The sequence below is a fragment of the Bacillus sp. EB106-08-02-XG196 genome (assembly GCF_013396335.1).
In the GTDB taxonomy this organism is placed as follows: domain Bacteria; phylum Bacillota; class Bacilli; order Bacillales; family Cytobacillaceae; genus Neobacillus.
In genome coordinates, this window is the sequence record NZ_JABWSY010000002.1 from 371,821 (window position 1) to 391,515 (window position 19,695).

A 19,695-nucleotide genomic window follows, 5' to 3' on the forward strand; every position below is an offset into this window, starting at 1 on the left:
TACTCCTTAATTCATAATCCGGCGAACGGAATAGATATCTGGTATCTGTTTGATTCGATCTACGACCTTTTGCAAATGGCTGACATTATGAATGGCAATAGACATAATAATTGTCGCCATTTTATTGCGGTCTGATCGGCCAGAAACAGCTGAAATATTGGTTTTTGTCTCGTTTACCGCCTGCAGAACCTCATTCAATAGACCACGGCGGTCATAACCACTAATTTCAATATCAACATTATACTCTTTCCGGTCATTTAAGGAGGACTCCCACTCAACAGGTATTAATCTGGTTTGCGCATCATTAGAGTCAATATTTGTACAATCTGCACGATGAACAGAAACACCGCGGCCCTTGGTAATAAAGCCGACAATTTCGTCACCTGGAACAGGATTGCAGCATCTTGATAAGCGGATTAACATATTATCGATTCCAGCAACACGAACACCAGATTCCCTCTTTTTCGTTGAAGGGAAAGCCTTCATATCTGAAATCGCATTTGTAATGGTTGCTGATTGCTCCTGATCTCGCTTTTTCCGCCATTTTTCAGTTAATCGGTTAGCCACCTGCAATGCGGTTACACCATTATAGCCGACTGCCGCATACATATCGTCATCATTGGCAAAGTTAAACTTTTCTGCTACCTTCTTCAAATTATCGGCAGTTAAGATTTCTTTTAAATCAAATTCCATCGAGCGAATTTCTTTTTCTACAAGTTCTCTTCCTTTAATAACATTTTCATCCCGGCGCTGCTTCTTAAAAAAGGCACGTATTTTGTTCTTGGCTTGAGAAGTTTGCGCGAGCTTTAACCAGTCTTGGCTTGGTCCATAAGAATGCTTAGAGGTAAGAATTTCGATAATGTCACCTGTCTTAAGCCGATAATCCAGCGTAACCATTTTACCGTTTACTTTTGCCCCAATCGTCTTATTTCCAATTTCAGAGTGAATTCGATAAGCAAAATCAATCGGAACAGAACCAGACGGTAATTCAATTACATCACCTTTTGGAGTAAACACAAACACCATATCGGAGAATAAATCAATTTTTAGCGACTCCATAAATTCTTCAGCATTAGCTGTATCATTTTGGAATTCTAGGATTTCTCTAAACCAAGTCAGCTTTTGCTCATAGGAAGTGGTATCACTAAGTGCCTTCCCTTCTTTATACGCCCAGTGGGCGGCAATACCAAATTCAGCAATCCTGTGCATTTCAGACGTCCGAATTTGAACCTCAAGCGGGTCACCCTTAGGGCCAATGACCGTTGTATGAAGAGATTGATACATATTTGGCTTCGGCATTGCAATATAGTCCTTAAATCGTCCAGGCATAGGCTTCCAGCATGTATGAATGATACCAAGTACGGCATAGCAGTCCTTAATACTATTGACAACAATTCGTACAGCCAGCAAATCGTATATCTCACTAAATTGTTTATTCTGCTGAACCATTTTACGATAAATACTATAAATATGTTTTGGTCTGCCAGAAAGCTCCGCATTAATGGACACTTCTTTCATTCTGCTGCGAACCTCATCCATAACATCGACTAAGTATTGCTCTCGTTCCGCACGTTTCTTCTTCATCAAGTTAACAATACGGTAATATTGCTGTGGATTTAAATATCTTAAAGCAGTATCTTCCAACTCCCACTTAATCTTTGAAATACCAAGACGATGGGCCAAAGGTGCAAAGATTTCAAGTGTTTCATTTGAAATCCGGCGCTGTTTCTCAACAGGAAGGTGCTTAAGCGTCCTCATATTATGCAAACGATCAGCAAGCTTTATCAAAATAACGCGGATATCCTGAGCCATGGCCACAAACATTTTCCTGTGGTTTTCGGCCTGCTGTTCCTCGTGTGATTTATATTTAATTTTTCCTAATTTCGTAACCCCGTCGACAAGCATGGCCACTTCGTCATTAAATTCAGTCTCGATGTCCATTAAGGTGACATCTGTGTCTTCAACAACGTCATGAAGAAAACCAGCGGCAACCGTTGCAGGATCCATCTCTAGGTCCGCAAGAATACCAGCAACCTGAATGGGATGGATAATGTAAGGCTCTCCCGACTTTCTATATTGTTCACGATGAGAATGTTTTGCGAATTCGTACGCTCTTTTTACAAATTCACAATGCTCCTCGTTTAAATAGACCCTGGTCTTGTCGATGACTTGTTCGGCGGTTAGCACTTGGTCGTTCGCCATAAAATCACCTTATTTTTCATCTTATATTTTTATTATTAAATGTATTACTCTCTAGACTAGTTACTAATGAATGTTACTATTATCGAAAAAAATAGTACAGTTGTAAAGGGTTTGATACCTATTTTACTGTATTTTGCGAAAAAAGTGTCGAAATATAATAAAAAAATAGTTCTCCTCTTATAACAAGAGAGCACTCAGTTACGAGTGCCCTCATTACTATTAATAATTCATCAATGTCATGATGTCATAGCCTTCAAGCTTCTTACGGCCTTCGAGGTAGGATAATTCTACAAGAAAAGCAATTCCAGCAACCACACCGCCAAGCTGTTCAACCAATTGAATGGTCGCATCAATCGTTCCACCTGTTGCTAAAAGATCATCCGTAATCAGAACACGCTGGCCTGGCTGAATCGCGTCCTTATGAATGGTTAGAACATCACTTCCGTATTCCAATCCATAGCTGACTTTCACTGTATCACGCGGAAGTTTACCATCCTTACGAACAGGTGCAAAGCCAATACCCAGAGCATAGGATACAGGACAGCCAATAATAAACCCTCTAGCCTCTGGACCAACGATTAAATCAATTTGTTTGTCTTTCGCATATTCAACAATTTGGTCAGTAGCGTACTTATATGCTTCTCCATTGTTCATTAATGGAGTGATATCTTTGAATGTAATTCCTGGTTTCGGGTAATCCGGTACGATTGCGATAAATTGCTTTAAGTCCATTACTTAACTGCCTCCTCAATTATAACTGATTCCTCAATAACCTCGTCAAACCAACTTTTCAATTGCTGAAAAGATGAAAATAATAAATCTCTTTCAAGTGCATATTGAGACTGTTTCGTTTGGTAGGTAATCGAGTCAGTTAGGTCACGCTTTTGTGATTGTTTATTCAAAGTAATAAATCCATTGTTTATTGTAACAAAATCTAGTTCAGAAAACACCTTTGACATAAAGGTTATCGTTTCTGTCGACCATCCCCGGTGCTTGGCAATTTCATCTCCATGCCGACCTAAATCAATCGGACCTTTCTTTAAAAGCAAAGCATAAAACCATTTAAAATGCTCTCTTGTTGGCAGCGTACTAAAGAAATCACTCGATTCTTTATGGAAATAGGCATAAATCCGAGCAGGCTGTTTTCCATTAAATAAGTGACAAAGTATGTCCTTTGATGGAGGAAGGTCAACGAGAACCACATTGGCTTGATGAGAATCAAAGGCTTTCGCATCGGTTTCATTTTGAATCAGTATTGCCTCACTTGTTAGAGCTGAATCCATTTTATCAAGCTGTTCTTTGTTAAAAATAATAAATGTCCGCTTTTCCTTAGGGATGGTATTCACCAGCGAGTGAATCCGTTTGACCCCGCGATGATCGAATAATTGCCACGATTCAACGGCAACATCGTGGATAAAAATTTGTGGTTTACGGATATTATTCCACTCATTGATGGCTAATTCACCAATAATCGAAATTTTTGAGGCTGGTGAAATATGGTCAGCCAGCTGGCCGAGCCCAAACCCAATCCCATCTAAGTTAGCACCATTATCATTTACCATTACCTTCAAATGATTTTGTTCAGAACCAATCTTTCTCATCGTGGATACTTGGACATTATTGATTAAAACCTTCGGCTTCGGGTTGTCCATTCCAAATGGAGCAAGAAGATTTAATTCATCTAATGAGGATAAGCTAATTTCTTCCACATTTATTTGATGATCGAGTAACGTAATTGGAACAAAATCTTCTTTTGTCAACTGCTCATCAGCCAAAAGATTTAATCTTTGACGAAGATTTGAAACATCTTCTAGCTTTAGCGTCATTCCAGCAGCCATAGGATGTCCGCCAAAATGTGGAAGAATATCACGGCATGTTGATAGATTTTTAAATAAATCAAAACCTGCAATACTTCGAGCTGAACCCTTTGCCAAGCCTTTTTCAGGATCGAAACTAAGGACAATTGTCGGGCGGTAAAACTTTTCAACTAATCTAGAAGCTACGATGCCAATCACACCAGCATTCCAGCCTTCTTTACCAATTACAAGTACTGAATTCGAATCAATCGGATAGTTTCTTTCAACCTCTTCAATCGCTTCAAGTGTAATCGAATTGACAATTGACTGCCTTGTCTTATTTAATTCGTCCATTTCTTGTGCTAGAGCTTCCGCTTCAAAAGGATCCTCTGTAAGCAAAAGGTTAACAGCCATGTCTGCATTTTCTAATCTGCCTACAGCATTAATTCTTGGCGCTAGCGTAAAGCCAATCGTTTCTTCATTAATGTTTTGTTGGTCTACACCTGCTACTTTTAAAATAGCTTTCAGACCTTTATTTTTTGTGATTTTAAGTTTTTCTAAACCTTTTTTGGCGATGAGACGATTTTCGTCTTTTAATGAAACCAAATCAGCGATGGTACCAATAACAGCAATTTCGAGCAAATGCTCTGGAAGTTCCCCATATAGGGCATGAGCTAATTTAAAGGCCACACCTACCCCAGCAAGTTCGCGGAAAGGATAAATACTATCCGGAAGTTTAGGATGAATAATCGCCAATGCTTCCGGTAAAACGGGACCAGGCTCATGGTGATCCGTGATAATTAAGTCGACAGCAAGTTCCTTCGCAATACCGGCTTCGTGTATAGCAGAAATACCTGTATCTACAGTAATAATTAACTTTATTCCAGATTCAGCTGCACTCCTAAAGGCTGGTTCATTCGGACCATATCCTTCCGTAAAACGATTGGGAATATAAAATTGGACATTAGCCCCCAGATCCTTAAGCGTAAGCATTAATACAGTTGTACTGCTCACACCATCCGCATCGTAATCTCCAAATATTAATATAGGTTCTTGATTTTCTATTGCCTGCCGAATTCTGTTAACGGCTGTATCCATGCCTTTTAATAGATAGGGGTCATGAAATTGCTCTTTTCCATATAAAAAATACCGTGCAGAATCAACGGTATTGATTCCGCGGTTGATTAGCAGCGACGCAACAAGTGGCGTAATTTTCAATTCGTTTTCGAGAGTTTTTACTAGTTGTTGATCAGATTTACGAACAATCCATCTAGTTTTTGACTTTAACATGCGTTCACCCCTCAGACTTATCTATTATACAGGAGTAAACATGTCCTTTCAATGTTAAATCTAGAATAGAAAAAACCGCAGAATGTCTGCGGTTTTAACATTTGTTAAACTTGTGGCTCATCAGAGTACTTTCGCTTTTCTTTTACCGTCTTGATGGTACCTTTCTTTTTCAGTTCTTTTGCTTTTAAAACAACCCAAAGATTAGTAGCAATAAAGACAGATGAGTATACACCGGAAATTAATCCGACAAACATCGCAATTGAGAAATTGCGGATCGATTCGCTTCCAAAGAATATGAGAGCGATAATCGTTACCATGACAGTAAGAACGGTGTTAAAAGAACGTGTTAATGTTTGGCGTAAGCTTACATTTACAACCTCGGCTATATCCTCAAAGGTTTTAAGACGCTTTTTCTTTATCAAGTTCTCGCGCATACGGTCAAAGGTAACAATTGTATCATTGATTGAGTACCCGACAATGGTTAACACAGCAGCGATGAAGGTTAAGTCTACTTCCAGTCTAGTAATACTGAAAAACACAATCATAAAGAATGCATCATGCATCAAGGAAACAATCGCAGCAATGGCCATCGCCATTTCAAATCGAATCGTTACATAAATAATGATCCCAATTGAGGCAATGATTAAAGCTATCACAGCATTTTTAGCTATTTCCTTCCCAACTGTCGGTGAAACGGTACTAACATTTGGCTCTGCACCAAATTCCTTATTAAATTCTTCTTTTAACGATGCAATTTCGTCTTTCGATAACACACCTTTAAGTCTAGCCGAAGCAATTTCTTTATTCTCACCAGAAATAAGGATGTCATCTGTTTTAATATTCATGTCTTCAAGAGCATCCTCTACCTGTTGAGTTGTCAAAGGCTTTTCTGACAATACTTCTATCCGTGTACCACTAGAAAAATCAATAGATAGATTCAAACGGAATACTAGAAGAATAATCAACCCTATTCCTAATAGAGCACCCGAGACCATGAAGAACAGTTTTCTAACCTTTACGAAATCAAATCTGTCCCATCTAGTTGGCAAATCTAATGTGTCATAGTTCTCGGCAATATCCTTTATATCTGATTGCTTGACACCAAACCAGCCTGGCTTTTTATTAAGGAATCCACTGTTTACCCACATACCTAAGAAGATACGAGAACCAAATACAGCGGTAACAAAACTCATTAAAATACTGACAATTAATGTTGTTGCAAACCCTTTAACGGAGCTTGTCCCATAAAAGAATAGCACGGCAGCCGTTAGGATCGTGGTTAAGTTAGCGTCAATAATCGAAGAAAATGAACTTTTGCTTCCAGCTTGGAAAGCAGATTTTATTGATTTGCCTACCTTAATTTCTTCCCTGATTCGTTCGTAGGTGATGATATTGGCGTCAACTGCCATACCAACCCCTAGTATAAGTGCAGCGATACCTGGTAGGGTTAGTACTGCATTCATCCAGTCAAACACTAATAAAACAAGATAGATGTAGATTGACAATGTCACTGTAGCAATGAATCCTGGGAAACGATAGTAAACTAACATAAATAAATAGACAAGTGCAATACCAATTATACCTGCAAGGACTGTTTCATTTAATGCCTGCTCACCAAATTTAGCTCCAACAGATGTTGAATATACTTCTTTAAGCTTTACAGGCAGTGCTCCAGCATTCAAAAGTGAAGCCAGCTCTTGTGCTTCCTCTGCTGTAAAGCTGCCTACGATTGAAACTGTATTTTGATTGAAAATTTCTCTTACGGTTGGAGCGGATAAGAATTTAGGATCTTCTTTTGTGATTTCTGTTTTGAATGAATCTTTTCCTTCTTCAAAATCAAGCCATATAACTAGATAATTATTCGGTGTCATTTTTACGATTTCTTCGGTAACTTTTTTGAATGTATCAGCACTCTTTAATTTCAATGAAACACTCGGTGCCCCGTTCTCATCAAAAGTCTGGCTCGCACCATTCTCCGCTAAATCTGCCCCGTCCATCATCACGCGGTCATTGGCGTCACGGAAAGTAAGATTCGCTTGAGTAGATAGAATCTCCCGCGCTTCATTTTGATCGGTTACCCCAGCAAGCTGAACACGAATTCGATTTTCACCTTCAATTTGGATATTTGGCTCACTTACACCAAGAACATTTATCCGCTTATCCAGTGCTTCTGCAGTACTAGCCATAATTTCTTTGTTAATTTCCTGACCTTTTTTGGCAGGTTCTACCTCATACAAGACTTCAAATCCACCTTGCAGGTCCAAACCAAGTTTAATGTCTTTTAATATACCTGTGGAGGTAACCCCCATTGTGCTTCCTATTAGTATAACAACTAGCAGGAAAGCGATAATTCTACTGCGCTTAACCATTATGTAATGTTCCTCCTTAGGGCCTAAATCCATAGCACTGCCAGTCACAGCCTTTTGTAAAAATAATAAAAAATCATTGCTTTCATTATGAAATAGTTTATAATTACTGTCAATTTATTCTAGATAAGTCCATTAAAAAATTAGGTTGTGTTTTATTTTAATAATTCCTTCATTTCATTTTCATCTTCTAGATTAAAATCATGGTTTTTATACGTTTCAATAGTCGTAAAGCTGATGTAATCACTTACCTTAACCGAAAGGATATCATCAATAATTTCATAAATTCTTATTTCCTCGTTAACCTTCTTCCATTTCTTTTTTGTTAGAAAATCCCAAAGTCCACTTTTTGAAACTTCTTTGTAACCCAGGAGGCGAAATTCCTCCAGCTTGCTGATTAATGCTGGTTCAACCTGAGTCCGAAAATGATTGTAAGCGTGGTTTTTCTCCAATGATGTTGCCCCCTTTGGACATTTAAGTCTCTATCTTTGTCTTTAAAATAAAAAACACCTTGTCATGCTTTGTCCACCCTTATGCATATAGATTAATTGTATATGAATTCTTCTTTTTTGAGAAGGTGGGAAGTAGTATGTCGAAGTTTTTAAAAGGGACCTTTATCCTATTAATAGCAGGATTAATTACGAGAGTACTTGGATTTATTAACAGAATTGTCATAGCTCGAAGTATTGGTGAAGAAGGGGTCGGCCTCTATATGATGGCTTTTCCCACCTTTATCCTTGTTGTGACCTTAACACAAATGGGACTGCCTGTCGCCATTTCAAAAAATATTGCTGAAGCGGAAGCTAGAGGAGATCATAAAGAAATTAAAAAAATCCTCGTGGTTTCTCTGGCCATAACCATCTCGCTTTCGCTTATCTTTACTCCAGCTCTCATTTTGTTAGCACCTATTCTGTCTACCACTCTCTTTACGGACACAAGAACGTTTTATCCTTTAATCGCGATTGCACCCGTTGTACCTGTTATCGCCATCTCCTCTGTTTTAAGAGGTTATTTCCAGGGTAGACAAAACATGCGCCCTTCCGCTATTTCGCAGATTTTAGAGCAGCTTGTGAGAATTACACTAATTGCCGTTATGACTAGAGCCTTTCTGCCCTACGGAATTGAATATGCTGCCGCCGCGGCCATGGTAGCTGCAATCATTGGTGAAGTGGCGTCATTGATCTATTTATTAACTGCCTTTAAATTAAAAAAACGATTTAAGCTAAGAAAGAATTTTTTCCAATTCGTCCATTCTGGAAAGAAAACCTTCAAAGAGCTAATGGAAATTGCCTTGCCTACCATGGGGAGCAGAATGATTGGTTCCGTCGCATGGTTTTTCGAACCCATAGTTGTCGTTAATAGTTTAGCGATTGCAGGGGTTGCCACCATCGCCGCTACAAAACAATACGGTTCTTTAACTGGTTTTGCCATGCCATTATTAATGCTGCCATCGTTTATAACTTATGCATTGGCAACATCTCTTGTCCCAGCCATTAGTGAAGCCAATTCACAAAATAATCATCAATTAATTGAACATCGGCTGCAGCAAGCATTACGATTTGCCTTTTTAAGCGGCGGTTTGTCCGTTATTGTCCTATATGTGCTGGCAGACCCATTGATGGAGCTCATGTACGGATCAACAAAAGGCTCTTACTTTATTCGCATAATGGCACCATTCTTTTTATTTTATTATTATCAGGGTCCGCTTCAGGCAGTATTACAAGCACTGAACCTGGCTAGAGCAGCAATGATCAATAGTTTAATTGGGGCTGTTATCAAAACAGCTGTTATCTTCTTACTTGCTTCACAGCCTGCCTTCGGAATAACAGGAGTGGCATTGGGCATTATTGTGGGTTTCGTGTTAGTAACAATGCTTCATTTTGCCACTGTCCTAAAGAAAATTTCTTTTAGCTTTCACATTCGAGATTACCTAAAAGGAGCCATCATCATGGGCATCTCAGCTTGGATTGGCTATTGGTTATTTAATCACATTCTTCTTGGTGAGCATTTAGCAATAAGAGTATTGTCAGCGGCTTTTGGAATGAGCTTCATCTATATTTTCCTATTAATATTCGCGGGCCTCATTAAAAAAGAAGAACTCAGAAGAATACCCATCATACGTAATTTAATTCCGATTTGATAGAGAATGGAAAAGACACGCAGATAGCGTGTCTTCTTACTCCTCGTCCATAATATCCACAAAGAACTTGCCATTTTCAAAACTACAAAAGGATATTTTTCTAACATCTCGATATCCCATTTTCTTTAATTCCTGGCGAAGCCATAGATTGGTTTTATTAATGCGGATTAAATTTTCTTCTTCAATATTGCCATCAATGATTAATGGAATGGTAATGTCCCCATCCCTAGGATTTCCGTCACTATTATTCATTCTTTCGATAACAGAGAGACTGCCAGAGGATTCCAAAATGGCAAACTCAACGTCTGCGATACTCCTGATGTCCTTTTCCCTTAGCTGTGTTAGCAAATCATCAAAGTTGTAGCGTTGTTTCCTCATTGCCTCTTCATCAATTTTCCCACGATTAATAATAATTGTTGGCTTCCCGTCGACAAGATCACGAAATCTTTTACTTTTTAAAGAAAGTGTTGCCAATACAATTTGTATAAGCATTAATAAAACCATTGGAATCGAAGTATGAATCACTGATTTATTCGGATTATCAATTGCGACAATAGCTAACTCACCAATCATGATAAAAACGACTAGGTCGAGAATACTTAACTCCCCAATTTCCCTTTTACCCATTAAGCGAAAAATAACTAGGATAAGTATGTAAAAAAATATGGTTCGAAATATAATTGTTAAGTAATGGTCCACTACATTCGCCCCTTTTTTGCATTCTCATATATTGTTAGCAATTTCAACTTAATCATTTAAGGAATAATTTCCCATCAACATAAAAACTGTAAAAATATTTATTCTACTTTTTAATAAGGCGAATATGCTTGTACTAGGTAAGAATCTGTTTTCTTGATTCCAAGAAAGGTAACATGAAGGGGGAGAGTCAAATCGAATCAAAAAGCTTTGGTACAGCTATTTTGTACGGGTTAATATTTATCTTCTTATTTGTGCTTGTCAGCAGCCTCATTTTTTCATTAATTCTTAGATTTACATCAGTTCGGGAAATCTCACTTCAATACATTGTAACTGCAGTTTCCTTTATAGCACTATTCGGAGGAGGATTTCTCTCTGGCGGAAAGCGAAAGCAAAAAGGCTGGCTAATCGGAGGGGTAACAGGCTTAACTTACAGCATTATTGTCTTTTTGTTCCAATATTTAGGATTTGATCGCCTGTTTGATGTTGAACAGGTTATCTACCATGTTTGCTATACATTAATTGCGATGATGGGTGGAATCCTTGGGGTAAATATAGCCACAAACAACTCGAGAACAGCATAGAAAAAGGAAGCCAAGTTATTTTGGCTTCCTTTTTTTCTATCTTACTTTTCTAAAGAAACATCTGCTGTTGCTGTAGTTTTTGCAGATTCCGTTACTTCACGAATCGCATTTCGGTCATATGTTAGACGGCTGCCGTCTCCACATTTAATCACGACTTTGCTTTCATCGATTGAATCAACAAAACCATGTAAACCGCCAATCGTGACAATCTTATCACCTTTTTTTAATTCGTTTTGCATTTGAGCAACTGCTTTAGTACGTTTTTGCTGTGGACGAATTAGTAGGAAATAAAATAATACAAACATTAATATTAATGGAATGATTGAACCTAGTCCTTGCATGTTGTTTCCCTCCTTTCACTCTAGCATCTATTAGAAATTTTTCGCGTTCGGTTTATTAAAACCATAACGTTCAAAAAACTCTTCTCGGAAATCACCAAGCCGGTCCTCTCGGATAGCTTGTCTGACCTTCTCCATCAATCTTAACAGAAAATATAGATTATGATAAGATGTTAATCGTATTCCGAATGTTTCGTCACATTTTATTAAGTGACGAATGTAGGCGCGGCTGTAATTCCGGCATGTGTAGCAATCACAATCTGGATCAAGCGGCCCGAAATCTTTTGCAAATTTGGCATTTTTTACAACTAAACGACCTGTACTCGTCATCAATGTACCATTTCTGGCAATCCGAGTTGGCAGAACGCAATCAAACATATCAATTCCACGAATAGCCCCATCAATCAAGGAATCCGGTGAACCAACTCCCATTAGGTATCGAGGTTTGTCATCAGGTAAAAGCGGTGTAGTGAATTCAAGTACACGATTCATAATATCCTTGGGCTCACCAACAGACAAACCGCCTACTGCATATCCTGGAAAATCAAGAGAAACAAGGTCTTTCGCACTTTGTTTACGAAGCTCCTCATACTCTCCCCCTTGGACAATTCCAAAAAGACCTTGATCATTTGGCCGTTGATGGGCATTCAAACAGCGCTCTGCCCAACGAGAAGTTCTCTCGACTGATTTTTGCATATATTCATATGTAGCTGGGAATGGCGGACATTCATCAAATGCCATCATAATATCGGAACCAAGATCATTTTGAATTTCCATTGCCTTTTCAGGTGATAAAAATAATTTTTCACCGCTCATATGATTACGGAAATGAACGCCTTCTTCTTCAATTTTTCGAAATTCACTCAAACTGAAAACCTGAAAGCCACCAGAATCAGTTAAAATAGCCCGGTCCCAGTTCATAAATTTATGAAGACCGCCAGCTTCCTTAATAATTTCATTTCCAGGACGAAGCCATAAGTGATAGGTATTACTTAAAATAATACCCGCACCCATTTCCTTTAGATCCTCTGGAGACATCGTTTTTACGGTAGCAAGAGTTCCTACCGGCATAAATGCAGGCGTGTCAAAAGAACCATGCGGTGTATGTACCCTTCCTAAACGGGCACCCGTTTGCTTACATGTTTTGATAAATTCATATCGAATCGCAGTCAAATATATTTCTCCTTCCTTAACGTTAGATGATGAGCATTGCGTCGCCAAAACTGAAAAAGCGATATCGTTTATTTACAGCAGTAGTATAGGCATGCAATATATTTTCTCTTCCCGCTAACGCACTAACAAGCATGATCAACGTTGATTTTGGCAAGTGGAAATTCGTAATCATCCCGTCAATAGCCTTAAATGGGTACCCAGGATAGATAAAAATATTTGTCCATCCGCTGCTTTCAATAAAGGTACCATTGTTGTCGGAAGCGATGGTCTCAAGTGTCCGGGTTGATGTGGTACCGACTGTAATAATTCTGCCGCCATTTTCACGCACTTCATTGAGCAAACGTGCTGTTCCTTCGGTAATCATATAAAACTCTGAGTGCATATCATGCTCTAAAACATCATCAACACTGACAGGTCTGAACGTTCCAAGTCCAACATGAAGCGTAATAAAAGCAACATGAACACCTTTTTCTCTCACTTCATTCAGCAGCTCTTCAGTAAAATGGAGCCCTGCTGTTGGAGCAGCGGCCGAACCAGGCTCACGGGCAAACACCGTTTGATACCGGTCTCTGTCATCAAGCTGTTCTTTAATATAAGGCGGTAACGGCATTTCTCCTAATTGATTCAGAATCTCGTAAAAGATACCTTCGTAATGAAACTCCAATACCCGCCCGCCATGCTCAGAGGTTCCTGTGCAAACCGCGGTAAGTAATCCATCACCAAAATCAATTTCTGTACCTTCTTTAATACGTTTTGCTGGCTTCACAAGTGTTTCCCAGTGATCACCTTCAAGCTGCTTCAGCAGTAATACTTCAATTTTGGCCCCAGTATCCTTTTTCACACCAAAAAGGCGTGCAGGAAGTACCTTTGTATCGTTTAAGACAAGGCAATCCCCTTCACGCAAGTATTCACTAATATTTTTAAAAATTTCATGCTTTAATTCGCCTGTTTGCTTATTCACTACCATTAACCTGCTATCCGTCCGGTTTTGAAGCGGAACTTGTGCAATCAGCTCTTCAGGCAAATGAAAATCAAATAAATCTACCTTCATAAAATACATCCCTACTTATCAAAAATTACTGTTTTGGCGGCTCCATGCCGAAATGGCGATAGACTAAATCTGTTACCATTCTTCCTCTTGGTGTTCTTTGTAAAAAGCCAATTTGCAGTAAATACGGTTCATAAACATCTTCAATCGTTTCAGATTCTTCACCTATAGATGCTGCGATCGTATCAAGGCCCACAGGTCCGCCCCTGAATCTTTCAATAATCCCTTTAAGGAGCTTATGGTCAATATGGTCAAGGCCGAGTTTGTCTACCTGCAAAAGCTCTAAAGACTTCCTAGCTAAGTCGATATCTATTTCACCATTTCCTTTTACCTGCGCAAAGTCTCTTACCCTGCGAAGTAAACGGTTGGCTATCCTAGGGGTTCCCCTTGCTCTTCTGGCTATCTCGGCAGCAGACTGTTCGTCAATTGCCGTTTCAAATAAATCTGCTGTTCGTAAGACAATATTTTTTAATTGGTCTTCCTTATAATACTCGAGTCTGCTCAAAACTCCAAATCGATCGCGAAGCGGTGCGGATAAAGAGCCTGCCCTCGTTGTAGCACCGACAAGCGTAAAAGGTGGAAGGTCCAGTCGAACTGAACGTGCACTTGGTCCTTTTCCAATGACAATATCCAGACAAAAATCCTCCATAGCCGGATATAGCACCTCTTCAATCTGTCTTGGCAGGCGATGTATTTCATCAATAAACAATACATCACCTGGTTCAAGTGCAGTAAGAATCGCGGCTAAATCGCCAGGTCTTTCAATAGCAGGACCTGAGGTTGTCCGGATATTAACACCCATTTCATTAGCAATAATGACAGCAAGTGTCGTCTTTCCTAATCCAGGTGGCCCGTATAGCAGAACATGGTCCAATGTTTCCTTGCGGAGTCTTGCAGCCTCAATGAAAATCTCAAGACTTTTTTTCACTTGATCTTGACCAATGTATTGCTTTAACGTTTGCGGCCTGAGGCTTTGCTCTAAGGAGATTTCGCTCTGGTCTGCTTCACTAGAAATAATTCTCTCATCCATGAATAATCACCTTATTTTAAAAGCCGCTGCAGGGCTTTTTTAATATATTGGTCGGTTGACAGCTGTTCTTTTCTTAACTCTGGTGAGATCCTTTTCACTTCTTTGTCAGAATAGCCCAGTGCCTTCAAGGCAAGGACTGCCTCTTCAAAAGCAGTATTAGTTGATTGTTGTGTTGCGAATTTATCAGCATTAAATAAATTCGGAAAATAATCTGGAACAATATCCTGTAATTTCCCTTTTAAATCAAGGATCATTTGTCTTGCTGTTTTTTTGCCGACCCCTGGGAACTTCATCAGGAAGCTCTCATCTTCATTTTCAATTGCTGAAACGACTTGCTGTACTTCACCGGAAGCCAAGATGGCCAGCGCACCTTTTGGGCCAATCCCAGAAACATTCAACAATTTCGTAAACAGCTTTTTTTCTTCTCTAGATTCGAAACCATATAACGCCATTAGATCCTCACGAACGTAGTGATATGTATAGACAGTAACATTAGTATTCATTTTACCAGAATAAATAAACGGATTCGGCGTTGATATTTGGTAGCCTATCCCATTATTCTCAATCACAATATACTCAGGACCAACAAACTCAACGGTTCCTTTAATAAAATCGTACAATCGCTTTCTCTCCCTCAGCGTTTCATGTATTCTCCATTCTATCACATAAATTTAAAGGAATAGAAAAAGAAGTCTATGAAGGAAAGAATAAAAATATTCTGTAATTTATTACTCTACGAGTTGATTCTTTACCGCAAAAAGGGCCGCTTGAGTTCGATCTGCCAATTCAAGTTTGGATAAAAGATTTGAAACGTGAGTTTTCACGGTTTTCTCCGTTATAAACAGCGAGGCAGCAATTTCCTTATTACTTTTTCCTCTTGCAATTTCTTTGAGAACATCCAATTCTCTTTTCGTTAACTCAGAAATTAACTTGTTATCATCTTTCTTGTCTTTATTTGATAAATTGACCAGTAGATGAGACGTAGCTTTTGGATGAAGCTGATTTTCACCATCGATGATTTTTTTAATACAGAGTATCAACTCATCAGGTTCGATATCTTTCAACTGGTAGCCAGACGCACCTGCTTCTAACGCTGGGATGACATGATCCTGGTCAGAAAAACTTGTCAGCATCATAATCTTTATTTCCGGCATTTCAGTTTTAATGATCTTTGTTGCTTGTATTCCATCCATCACCGGCATAACCAGATCCATGAGTATTAGGTCAGGATTTAATTTTCGGGCTAGTTCAACTGCTTCTTTACCATTGCCCGCTTCACCAATAATTTCAATATCTCGTTGAGTTTTTAGAAAAAATGCCAACCCTCGTCTTACCACATGATGGTCATCTGCGATTAATATACGAATCCCCATTGTTACTCCCCCTAAATTGGAATCTGTATTTGAATCTCTGTTCCGCTTCCCGGTTCGCTGCTTAAAAGGAATGTCCCTTTTAAAGACTCTGTTCGGGCTTTCATATTTTTCAATCCAAAAGATGGCAGTTCGAGTTTCTCATCATAATAGAAACCACAGCCTTGATCTTGAATTTTCATTGTTACAGAATCACTGCTTCTATTTAAAACTAAGGAAACATGTGTTGCCTGTGAATGCTTTTTACAATTACCAAGCGCTTCCTGTCCAATTCTCCACAGAGCTTCTTCTATTTTTTCAGGAAAGCTTGAGATTCCCGTTAGCTTGGCATCAATGGTTAACCCGAGCATCTCAGCATAGCTTCTTAAGGCACAAATAATTCCATTTTCGAGTCCCTGCGGTTTTAACTGCCAAATGAGCGCTCTCATTTCCCCAAGTGCTTCCTGAGAGAGATCTTGAATATAGGCAAAAGTTTGTTTAACCTCTTCGTTTTCAGTCATTTCTCTGCCTGCTCTTGCTGTCAAACTTAAAGAGAAAAGTAATTGATTAACGGAATCATGCAAATCCCGTGCGAGTCGATTTCGCTCTGAAATGAGTGCAGTCTCCTGCTCTCTTTGCGTTAACTTTATTCTTTTAAGAGAGGTTCCTATTTGAAAGGCAACAGCCTCAAGAAGTGCTAGTTCATCTTTTTGAAAATGCGTTTTATTAGGTGAACCGACATTTAATAATCCAAATCGCTCATTCCCTGCCCTTAACGGTACAGTAGCATGATGGGTCAGACCGCCCGTGTCACCAGCATTTTCGAGGATAACATTCTCAATTCGCTGACATTCGATAATATTAACCGCCTTGTTCAATTTACCGTTGTTGTATCGACTGACACACCAGCAATCACCCTTACACATTCTTAGGTGATCTTGTTGTGCCAATGGTTCAGGTAAAGCCTCTTTAGCAGCCAGTTGATGCTGCCCTTTTTCATCTATTAGAAAAATCCAGCCTGTTTGCAGTCCGGTTAGGTGCAAAAGTTTTCGTAATACCCCTGATAAAACAGTCTTGGAATCTACACCTTCGTTCAAAAGTTCAGCAATTTCCTTTAAAATGCCGATTTCTTCATTTCTAGACATGCCCTCTCCTCCGCACAAAATCTCTGTATCTATTGATTAAATCATAGTCGTATCACAAGCTTCGTGGCAAGCAGGAAACCGGGAAAAAAGCTGATAAATTAATAGTCAGCTTTCTCCTTAATCTGTAAAAATTCAATTACCTCTTTGTCAGGGCCTTCATAAAAAACAGTTTTCCAGCCATTTTTCAGCTTGTAGGGACCTTCTGAAACAAAAATCCCATCATCTATAAAGGTCTTCATTAGATCTTGAACACTGTCGACTTCAAAACATATATGAATACCCTGGGAGACGTTTTGTTGTTCTCCTGAAATCAGTTCTAGCCTGAAATTATTATTTGCTAAAAAGACAATATCCTCTTTATTGAATTGGAGTCTACCTTCTTCCTGAAGACAGAGATACTTTTGATAGAAAGCTATTGATGTCTCCATGTCTTTTACTTCAATTGCGAAATGGTGAAAACGCATGGCCAACCCCCATTATAATATTAAATTCATATCCCCAAACTCATGCCATAGATACTGTTGATCAATCGCTTCTTCATAGGCACTCCATAATAGCTCCTGGGATACGAATGCTGTAAGCATATCAAGGTGACTTGCTTTTGGTTCATGGAAACCTGTTATAATTCCATCGACCATTTTCAGCGGGAAATTTTGATTAATATAAAGATTGGTCACACCATTTAACTTGCCAGTCACTTCTGCAGACTCTAGTGCTCTCACTACCGTTGTTCCTACGGCAATTACCCTTCCACCTGCAGCTTTTGTGTTGTCGATTTTTTCAATCGTTTCTTCAGACAGATGATATTCTTCGAAATTTTCAGTTGGTGATGGTTCATAATCGTCTTCCAATAAATAGCTAAGCCCCGTATGAAGCTGAATAAAATCAAGCTCTATTCCCTTCCGCTGAAGGTTGAACAAAAGCTCCCAGCTAAATGCTCTTCCGGCAGACGGCATTTCAACGGACCCGGGCTGGCTTGCAAATACTGTTTGATAATAATCCAGCCCCCATTTGTTATGGATATATTCGTAGCGAACTGGTTCCCCGAGCGCATAAATACTATTAAAAAGATCTGTTCCTTTTTTCGAGAAAAGGATTGTCTTTAATGGTGATTCTTTTTTTATTTCAATAACAACTGCGGTCAGTTCTGGCGAAAAATGCAGGATATCACCTAATCCAACGTTGTCTGTCACGATTAACACATTCCACGTCTCTTCATTGATGCGTCTGGCAAGCCGGATTTCAATATCTGCTTGGATTCGTTTTGCATTTCTAAACAATCCGGCCTTAAGGATTGCTGGTACTGTTCTACTGTTGTTCATAACAACTAGGTCACCTGGCTTTAGATAATCAGCAAGTTTGAAAAATCGGTCATGCCTGACTTTTCCAGTTTTCTTATCTAAAACCATCATCTTCACATGATCTCTTCTTATTCCACGTCTTTCAGGGGGATGAGAAGCATTTAACTCAGAAGGTAAATAGAAATCAAATGCCGTTGCTGCCATTATAATCCCTCCCCTGTAAACTCTTGAGCCTCAAATCGCTGCCCTGTGGTTCCCACTGACTTTTCGGAAGATAAATACAAGAACACGTTAACGACATCCTCAGGCTTTGCTAATGGATAATCACAGTCAGGAACCGCTAATTGGTGCATTTCTGTATCCATTTCCCCCGGGTCGACCATGTTTACCCGGACGTTCGTTTCACTAAGTTCATCTGCCCAGGTTTCAGTAAGACCTTCAACAGCAAATTTAGATATCCCGTATGCACCCCAGCCAGCATAGCCAACATTGCCTGCTTCAGAGGTAACATTGATGATGGAGCCTTGATTGCGCTGCAGCATTCCCGGAATAACTCTTCTTGTTACCAGGAATGGCGAAATAGAATTGACCCGCAAGACTTCCGCAAAATCCTCTTCAGGATAGTCAAGCAAGAGCGGCATTGGACTTGGACCGAGAATCGAAGCATTGTTTATGAGAATGTCAATTTGACCAAATGCCTCCTCTGCCATCGCCACAAATCTTTCCACATCTCTTGATAGTGAAATATCTGCTGTAACAGCGAGCACCTCAGCACCCAGTTCCTCTGCTTCATTTTTCACTTCAATTAATTTTTTAGATGATCGAGCACAGATTGCAAGTCGTGCACCTTCTTTTGCAAATGCTAATGATAATGCTCTACCCAGCCCTTTTGATGCACCTGTAATCATAACCACTTTATTTTTCATTATGAATCGCTCCTTTAAGTGTTTAACTTGATGTCTTTAGCTTAAAGGATTTTGGTAATTCCTCCCTCAGAAAAAAGCTTGAACTTTATCTACAACTTTAGGATGAGATACAAAGAAACTTAATAAAAAAGTCTTTTTTTGCTTGCTGTTCAGTCACTCCAGGTTGGCGGAGTGACCCAACTCCTATTTTTACTGCCTGTTCGGTCACTCAAAGTAGGCTGGAGTGACTCAAATCCTATTTTTACTGCCTGTTCGGTCACTCAAAGTAGGCTGGAGTGACTCAAATCCTATTTTTACTGCCTGTTCGGTCA

18 protein-coding genes are annotated in these 19,695 nt (G+C 39.3%); 2 read left to right on the forward strand and 16 right to left on the reverse strand.

Going from position 1 to position 19,695, the window contains the following annotated elements; all coding sequences use genetic code 11:
* Nucleotides 1–6: 6 nt before the first annotated feature.
* The 5 genes from MLOOGBEN_RS05470 to MLOOGBEN_RS05490 form a co-directional block, all read right to left on the reverse strand.
* Nucleotides 7–2,202, reverse strand: coding sequence for a RelA/SpoT family protein (locus tag MLOOGBEN_RS05470; RefSeq protein ID WP_179157237.1), 2,196 nt, complete (start codon nucleotides 2,200–2,202; stop codon nucleotides 7–9).
* 219 nt (nucleotides 2,203–2,421) lie between these two features.
* A complete protein-coding gene (locus tag MLOOGBEN_RS05475) occupies nucleotides 2,422–2,934 on the reverse strand; it encodes an adenine phosphoribosyltransferase (RefSeq protein WP_179157238.1) in 513 nt (170 codons plus the stop codon).
* Nucleotides 2,934–5,288, reverse strand: a complete 2,355-nt coding sequence (recJ, locus tag MLOOGBEN_RS05480; protein WP_179157239.1) for a single-stranded-DNA-specific exonuclease RecJ — start codon at nucleotides 5,286–5,288, stop codon at nucleotides 2,934–2,936. The genes MLOOGBEN_RS05475 and recJ overlap by 1 nt, the downstream gene beginning before the upstream one ends.
* A 104-nt stretch (nucleotides 5,289–5,392) precedes the next feature.
* Nucleotides 5,393–7,657: a protein translocase subunit SecDF gene (gene secDF, locus MLOOGBEN_RS05485; protein WP_179157240.1), complete on the reverse strand. Its 2,265-nt coding sequence runs from the start codon at nucleotides 7,655–7,657 to the stop codon at nucleotides 5,393–5,395.
* 152 nt (nucleotides 7,658–7,809) lie between these two features.
* Nucleotides 7,810–8,106, reverse strand: a complete 297-nt coding sequence (locus tag MLOOGBEN_RS05490; protein WP_179157241.1) for a post-transcriptional regulator — start codon at nucleotides 8,104–8,106, stop codon at nucleotides 7,810–7,812.
* 137 nt (nucleotides 8,107–8,243) lie between these two features.
* On the opposite strand from MLOOGBEN_RS05490, the gene spoVB reads away from it, so the two are divergent.
* Nucleotides 8,244–9,794, forward strand: coding sequence for a stage V sporulation protein B (spoVB, locus tag MLOOGBEN_RS05495; protein ID WP_179157242.1), 1,551 nt, complete (start codon nucleotides 8,244–8,246; stop codon nucleotides 9,792–9,794).
* Between the two features lie 36 nt (nucleotides 9,795–9,830).
* Here the strand turns inward: spoVB and MLOOGBEN_RS05500 are convergent, their stop codons facing one another.
* The gene (locus MLOOGBEN_RS05500; RefSeq protein ID WP_179157243.1) at nucleotides 9,831–10,493 is read right to left on the reverse strand and encodes a DUF421 domain-containing protein; all 663 of its coding nucleotides are present in this window, start codon (nucleotides 10,491–10,493) and stop codon (nucleotides 9,831–9,833) included.
* Between the two features lie 173 nt (nucleotides 10,494–10,666).
* On the opposite strand from MLOOGBEN_RS05500, the gene MLOOGBEN_RS05505 reads away from it, so the two are divergent.
* Nucleotides 10,667–11,074, forward strand: coding sequence for a TIGR04086 family membrane protein (locus tag MLOOGBEN_RS05505; protein ID WP_179157244.1), 408 nt, complete (start codon nucleotides 10,667–10,669; stop codon nucleotides 11,072–11,074).
* 41 nt (nucleotides 11,075–11,115) lie between these two features.
* Here the strand turns inward: MLOOGBEN_RS05505 and yajC are convergent, their stop codons facing one another.
* The 10 genes from yajC to MLOOGBEN_RS05555 form a co-directional block, all read right to left on the reverse strand.
* A complete protein-coding gene (gene yajC / locus MLOOGBEN_RS05510) occupies nucleotides 11,116–11,415 on the reverse strand; it encodes a preprotein translocase subunit YajC (RefSeq protein WP_179157245.1) in 300 nt (99 codons plus the stop codon).
* Nucleotides 11,416–11,445: 30 nt separating this feature from the next.
* On the reverse strand, nucleotides 11,446–12,585 hold the full coding sequence (tgt, locus tag MLOOGBEN_RS05515) for a tRNA guanosine(34) transglycosylase Tgt (RefSeq protein ID WP_179157246.1): 1,140 nt from the start codon (nucleotides 12,583–12,585) through the stop codon (nucleotides 11,446–11,448).
* A 22-nt stretch (nucleotides 12,586–12,607) separates the two neighbouring features.
* Nucleotides 12,608–13,636: a tRNA preQ1(34) S-adenosylmethionine ribosyltransferase-isomerase QueA gene (gene queA / locus MLOOGBEN_RS05520; protein WP_179157247.1), complete on the reverse strand. Its 1,029-nt coding sequence runs from the start codon at nucleotides 13,634–13,636 to the stop codon at nucleotides 12,608–12,610.
* A 25-nt stretch (nucleotides 13,637–13,661) separates the two neighbouring features.
* On the reverse strand, nucleotides 13,662–14,663 hold the full coding sequence (gene ruvB / locus MLOOGBEN_RS05525) for a Holliday junction branch migration DNA helicase RuvB (protein ID WP_179157248.1): 1,002 nt from the start codon (nucleotides 14,661–14,663) through the stop codon (nucleotides 13,662–13,664).
* Between the two features lie 11 nt (nucleotides 14,664–14,674).
* Complete coding sequence (ruvA, locus tag MLOOGBEN_RS05530; RefSeq protein ID WP_179157249.1) at nucleotides 14,675–15,283, reverse strand: Holliday junction branch migration protein RuvA; 609 nt, start codon at nucleotides 15,281–15,283, stop codon at nucleotides 14,675–14,677.
* A gap of 108 nt (nucleotides 15,284–15,391) precedes the next feature.
* Nucleotides 15,392–16,036, reverse strand: a complete 645-nt coding sequence (locus MLOOGBEN_RS05535) for a response regulator (RefSeq protein ID WP_179157250.1) — start codon at nucleotides 16,034–16,036, stop codon at nucleotides 15,392–15,394.
* An 11-nt stretch (nucleotides 16,037–16,047) separates the two neighbouring features.
* A complete protein-coding gene (locus MLOOGBEN_RS05540; RefSeq protein WP_179157251.1) occupies nucleotides 16,048–17,157 on the reverse strand; it encodes a GAF domain-containing sensor histidine kinase in 1,110 nt (369 codons plus the stop codon).
* A gap of 98 nt (nucleotides 17,158–17,255) precedes the next feature.
* Nucleotides 17,256–17,621, reverse strand: a complete 366-nt coding sequence (locus MLOOGBEN_RS05545) for a VOC family protein (protein ID WP_179157252.1) — start codon at nucleotides 17,619–17,621, stop codon at nucleotides 17,256–17,258.
* Nucleotides 17,622–17,633: 12 nt separating this feature from the next.
* The gene (locus tag MLOOGBEN_RS05550) at nucleotides 17,634–18,662 is read right to left on the reverse strand and encodes an S-adenosylmethionine:tRNA ribosyltransferase-isomerase (protein ID WP_179157253.1); all 1,029 of its coding nucleotides are present in this window, start codon (nucleotides 18,660–18,662) and stop codon (nucleotides 17,634–17,636) included.
* A complete protein-coding gene (locus MLOOGBEN_RS05555) occupies nucleotides 18,662–19,384 on the reverse strand; it encodes an SDR family NAD(P)-dependent oxidoreductase (RefSeq protein WP_179157254.1) in 723 nt (240 codons plus the stop codon). Before MLOOGBEN_RS05555 ends, MLOOGBEN_RS05550 begins: the two co-directional genes overlap by 1 nt.
* Nucleotides 19,385–19,695 lie beyond the last annotated feature (311 nt).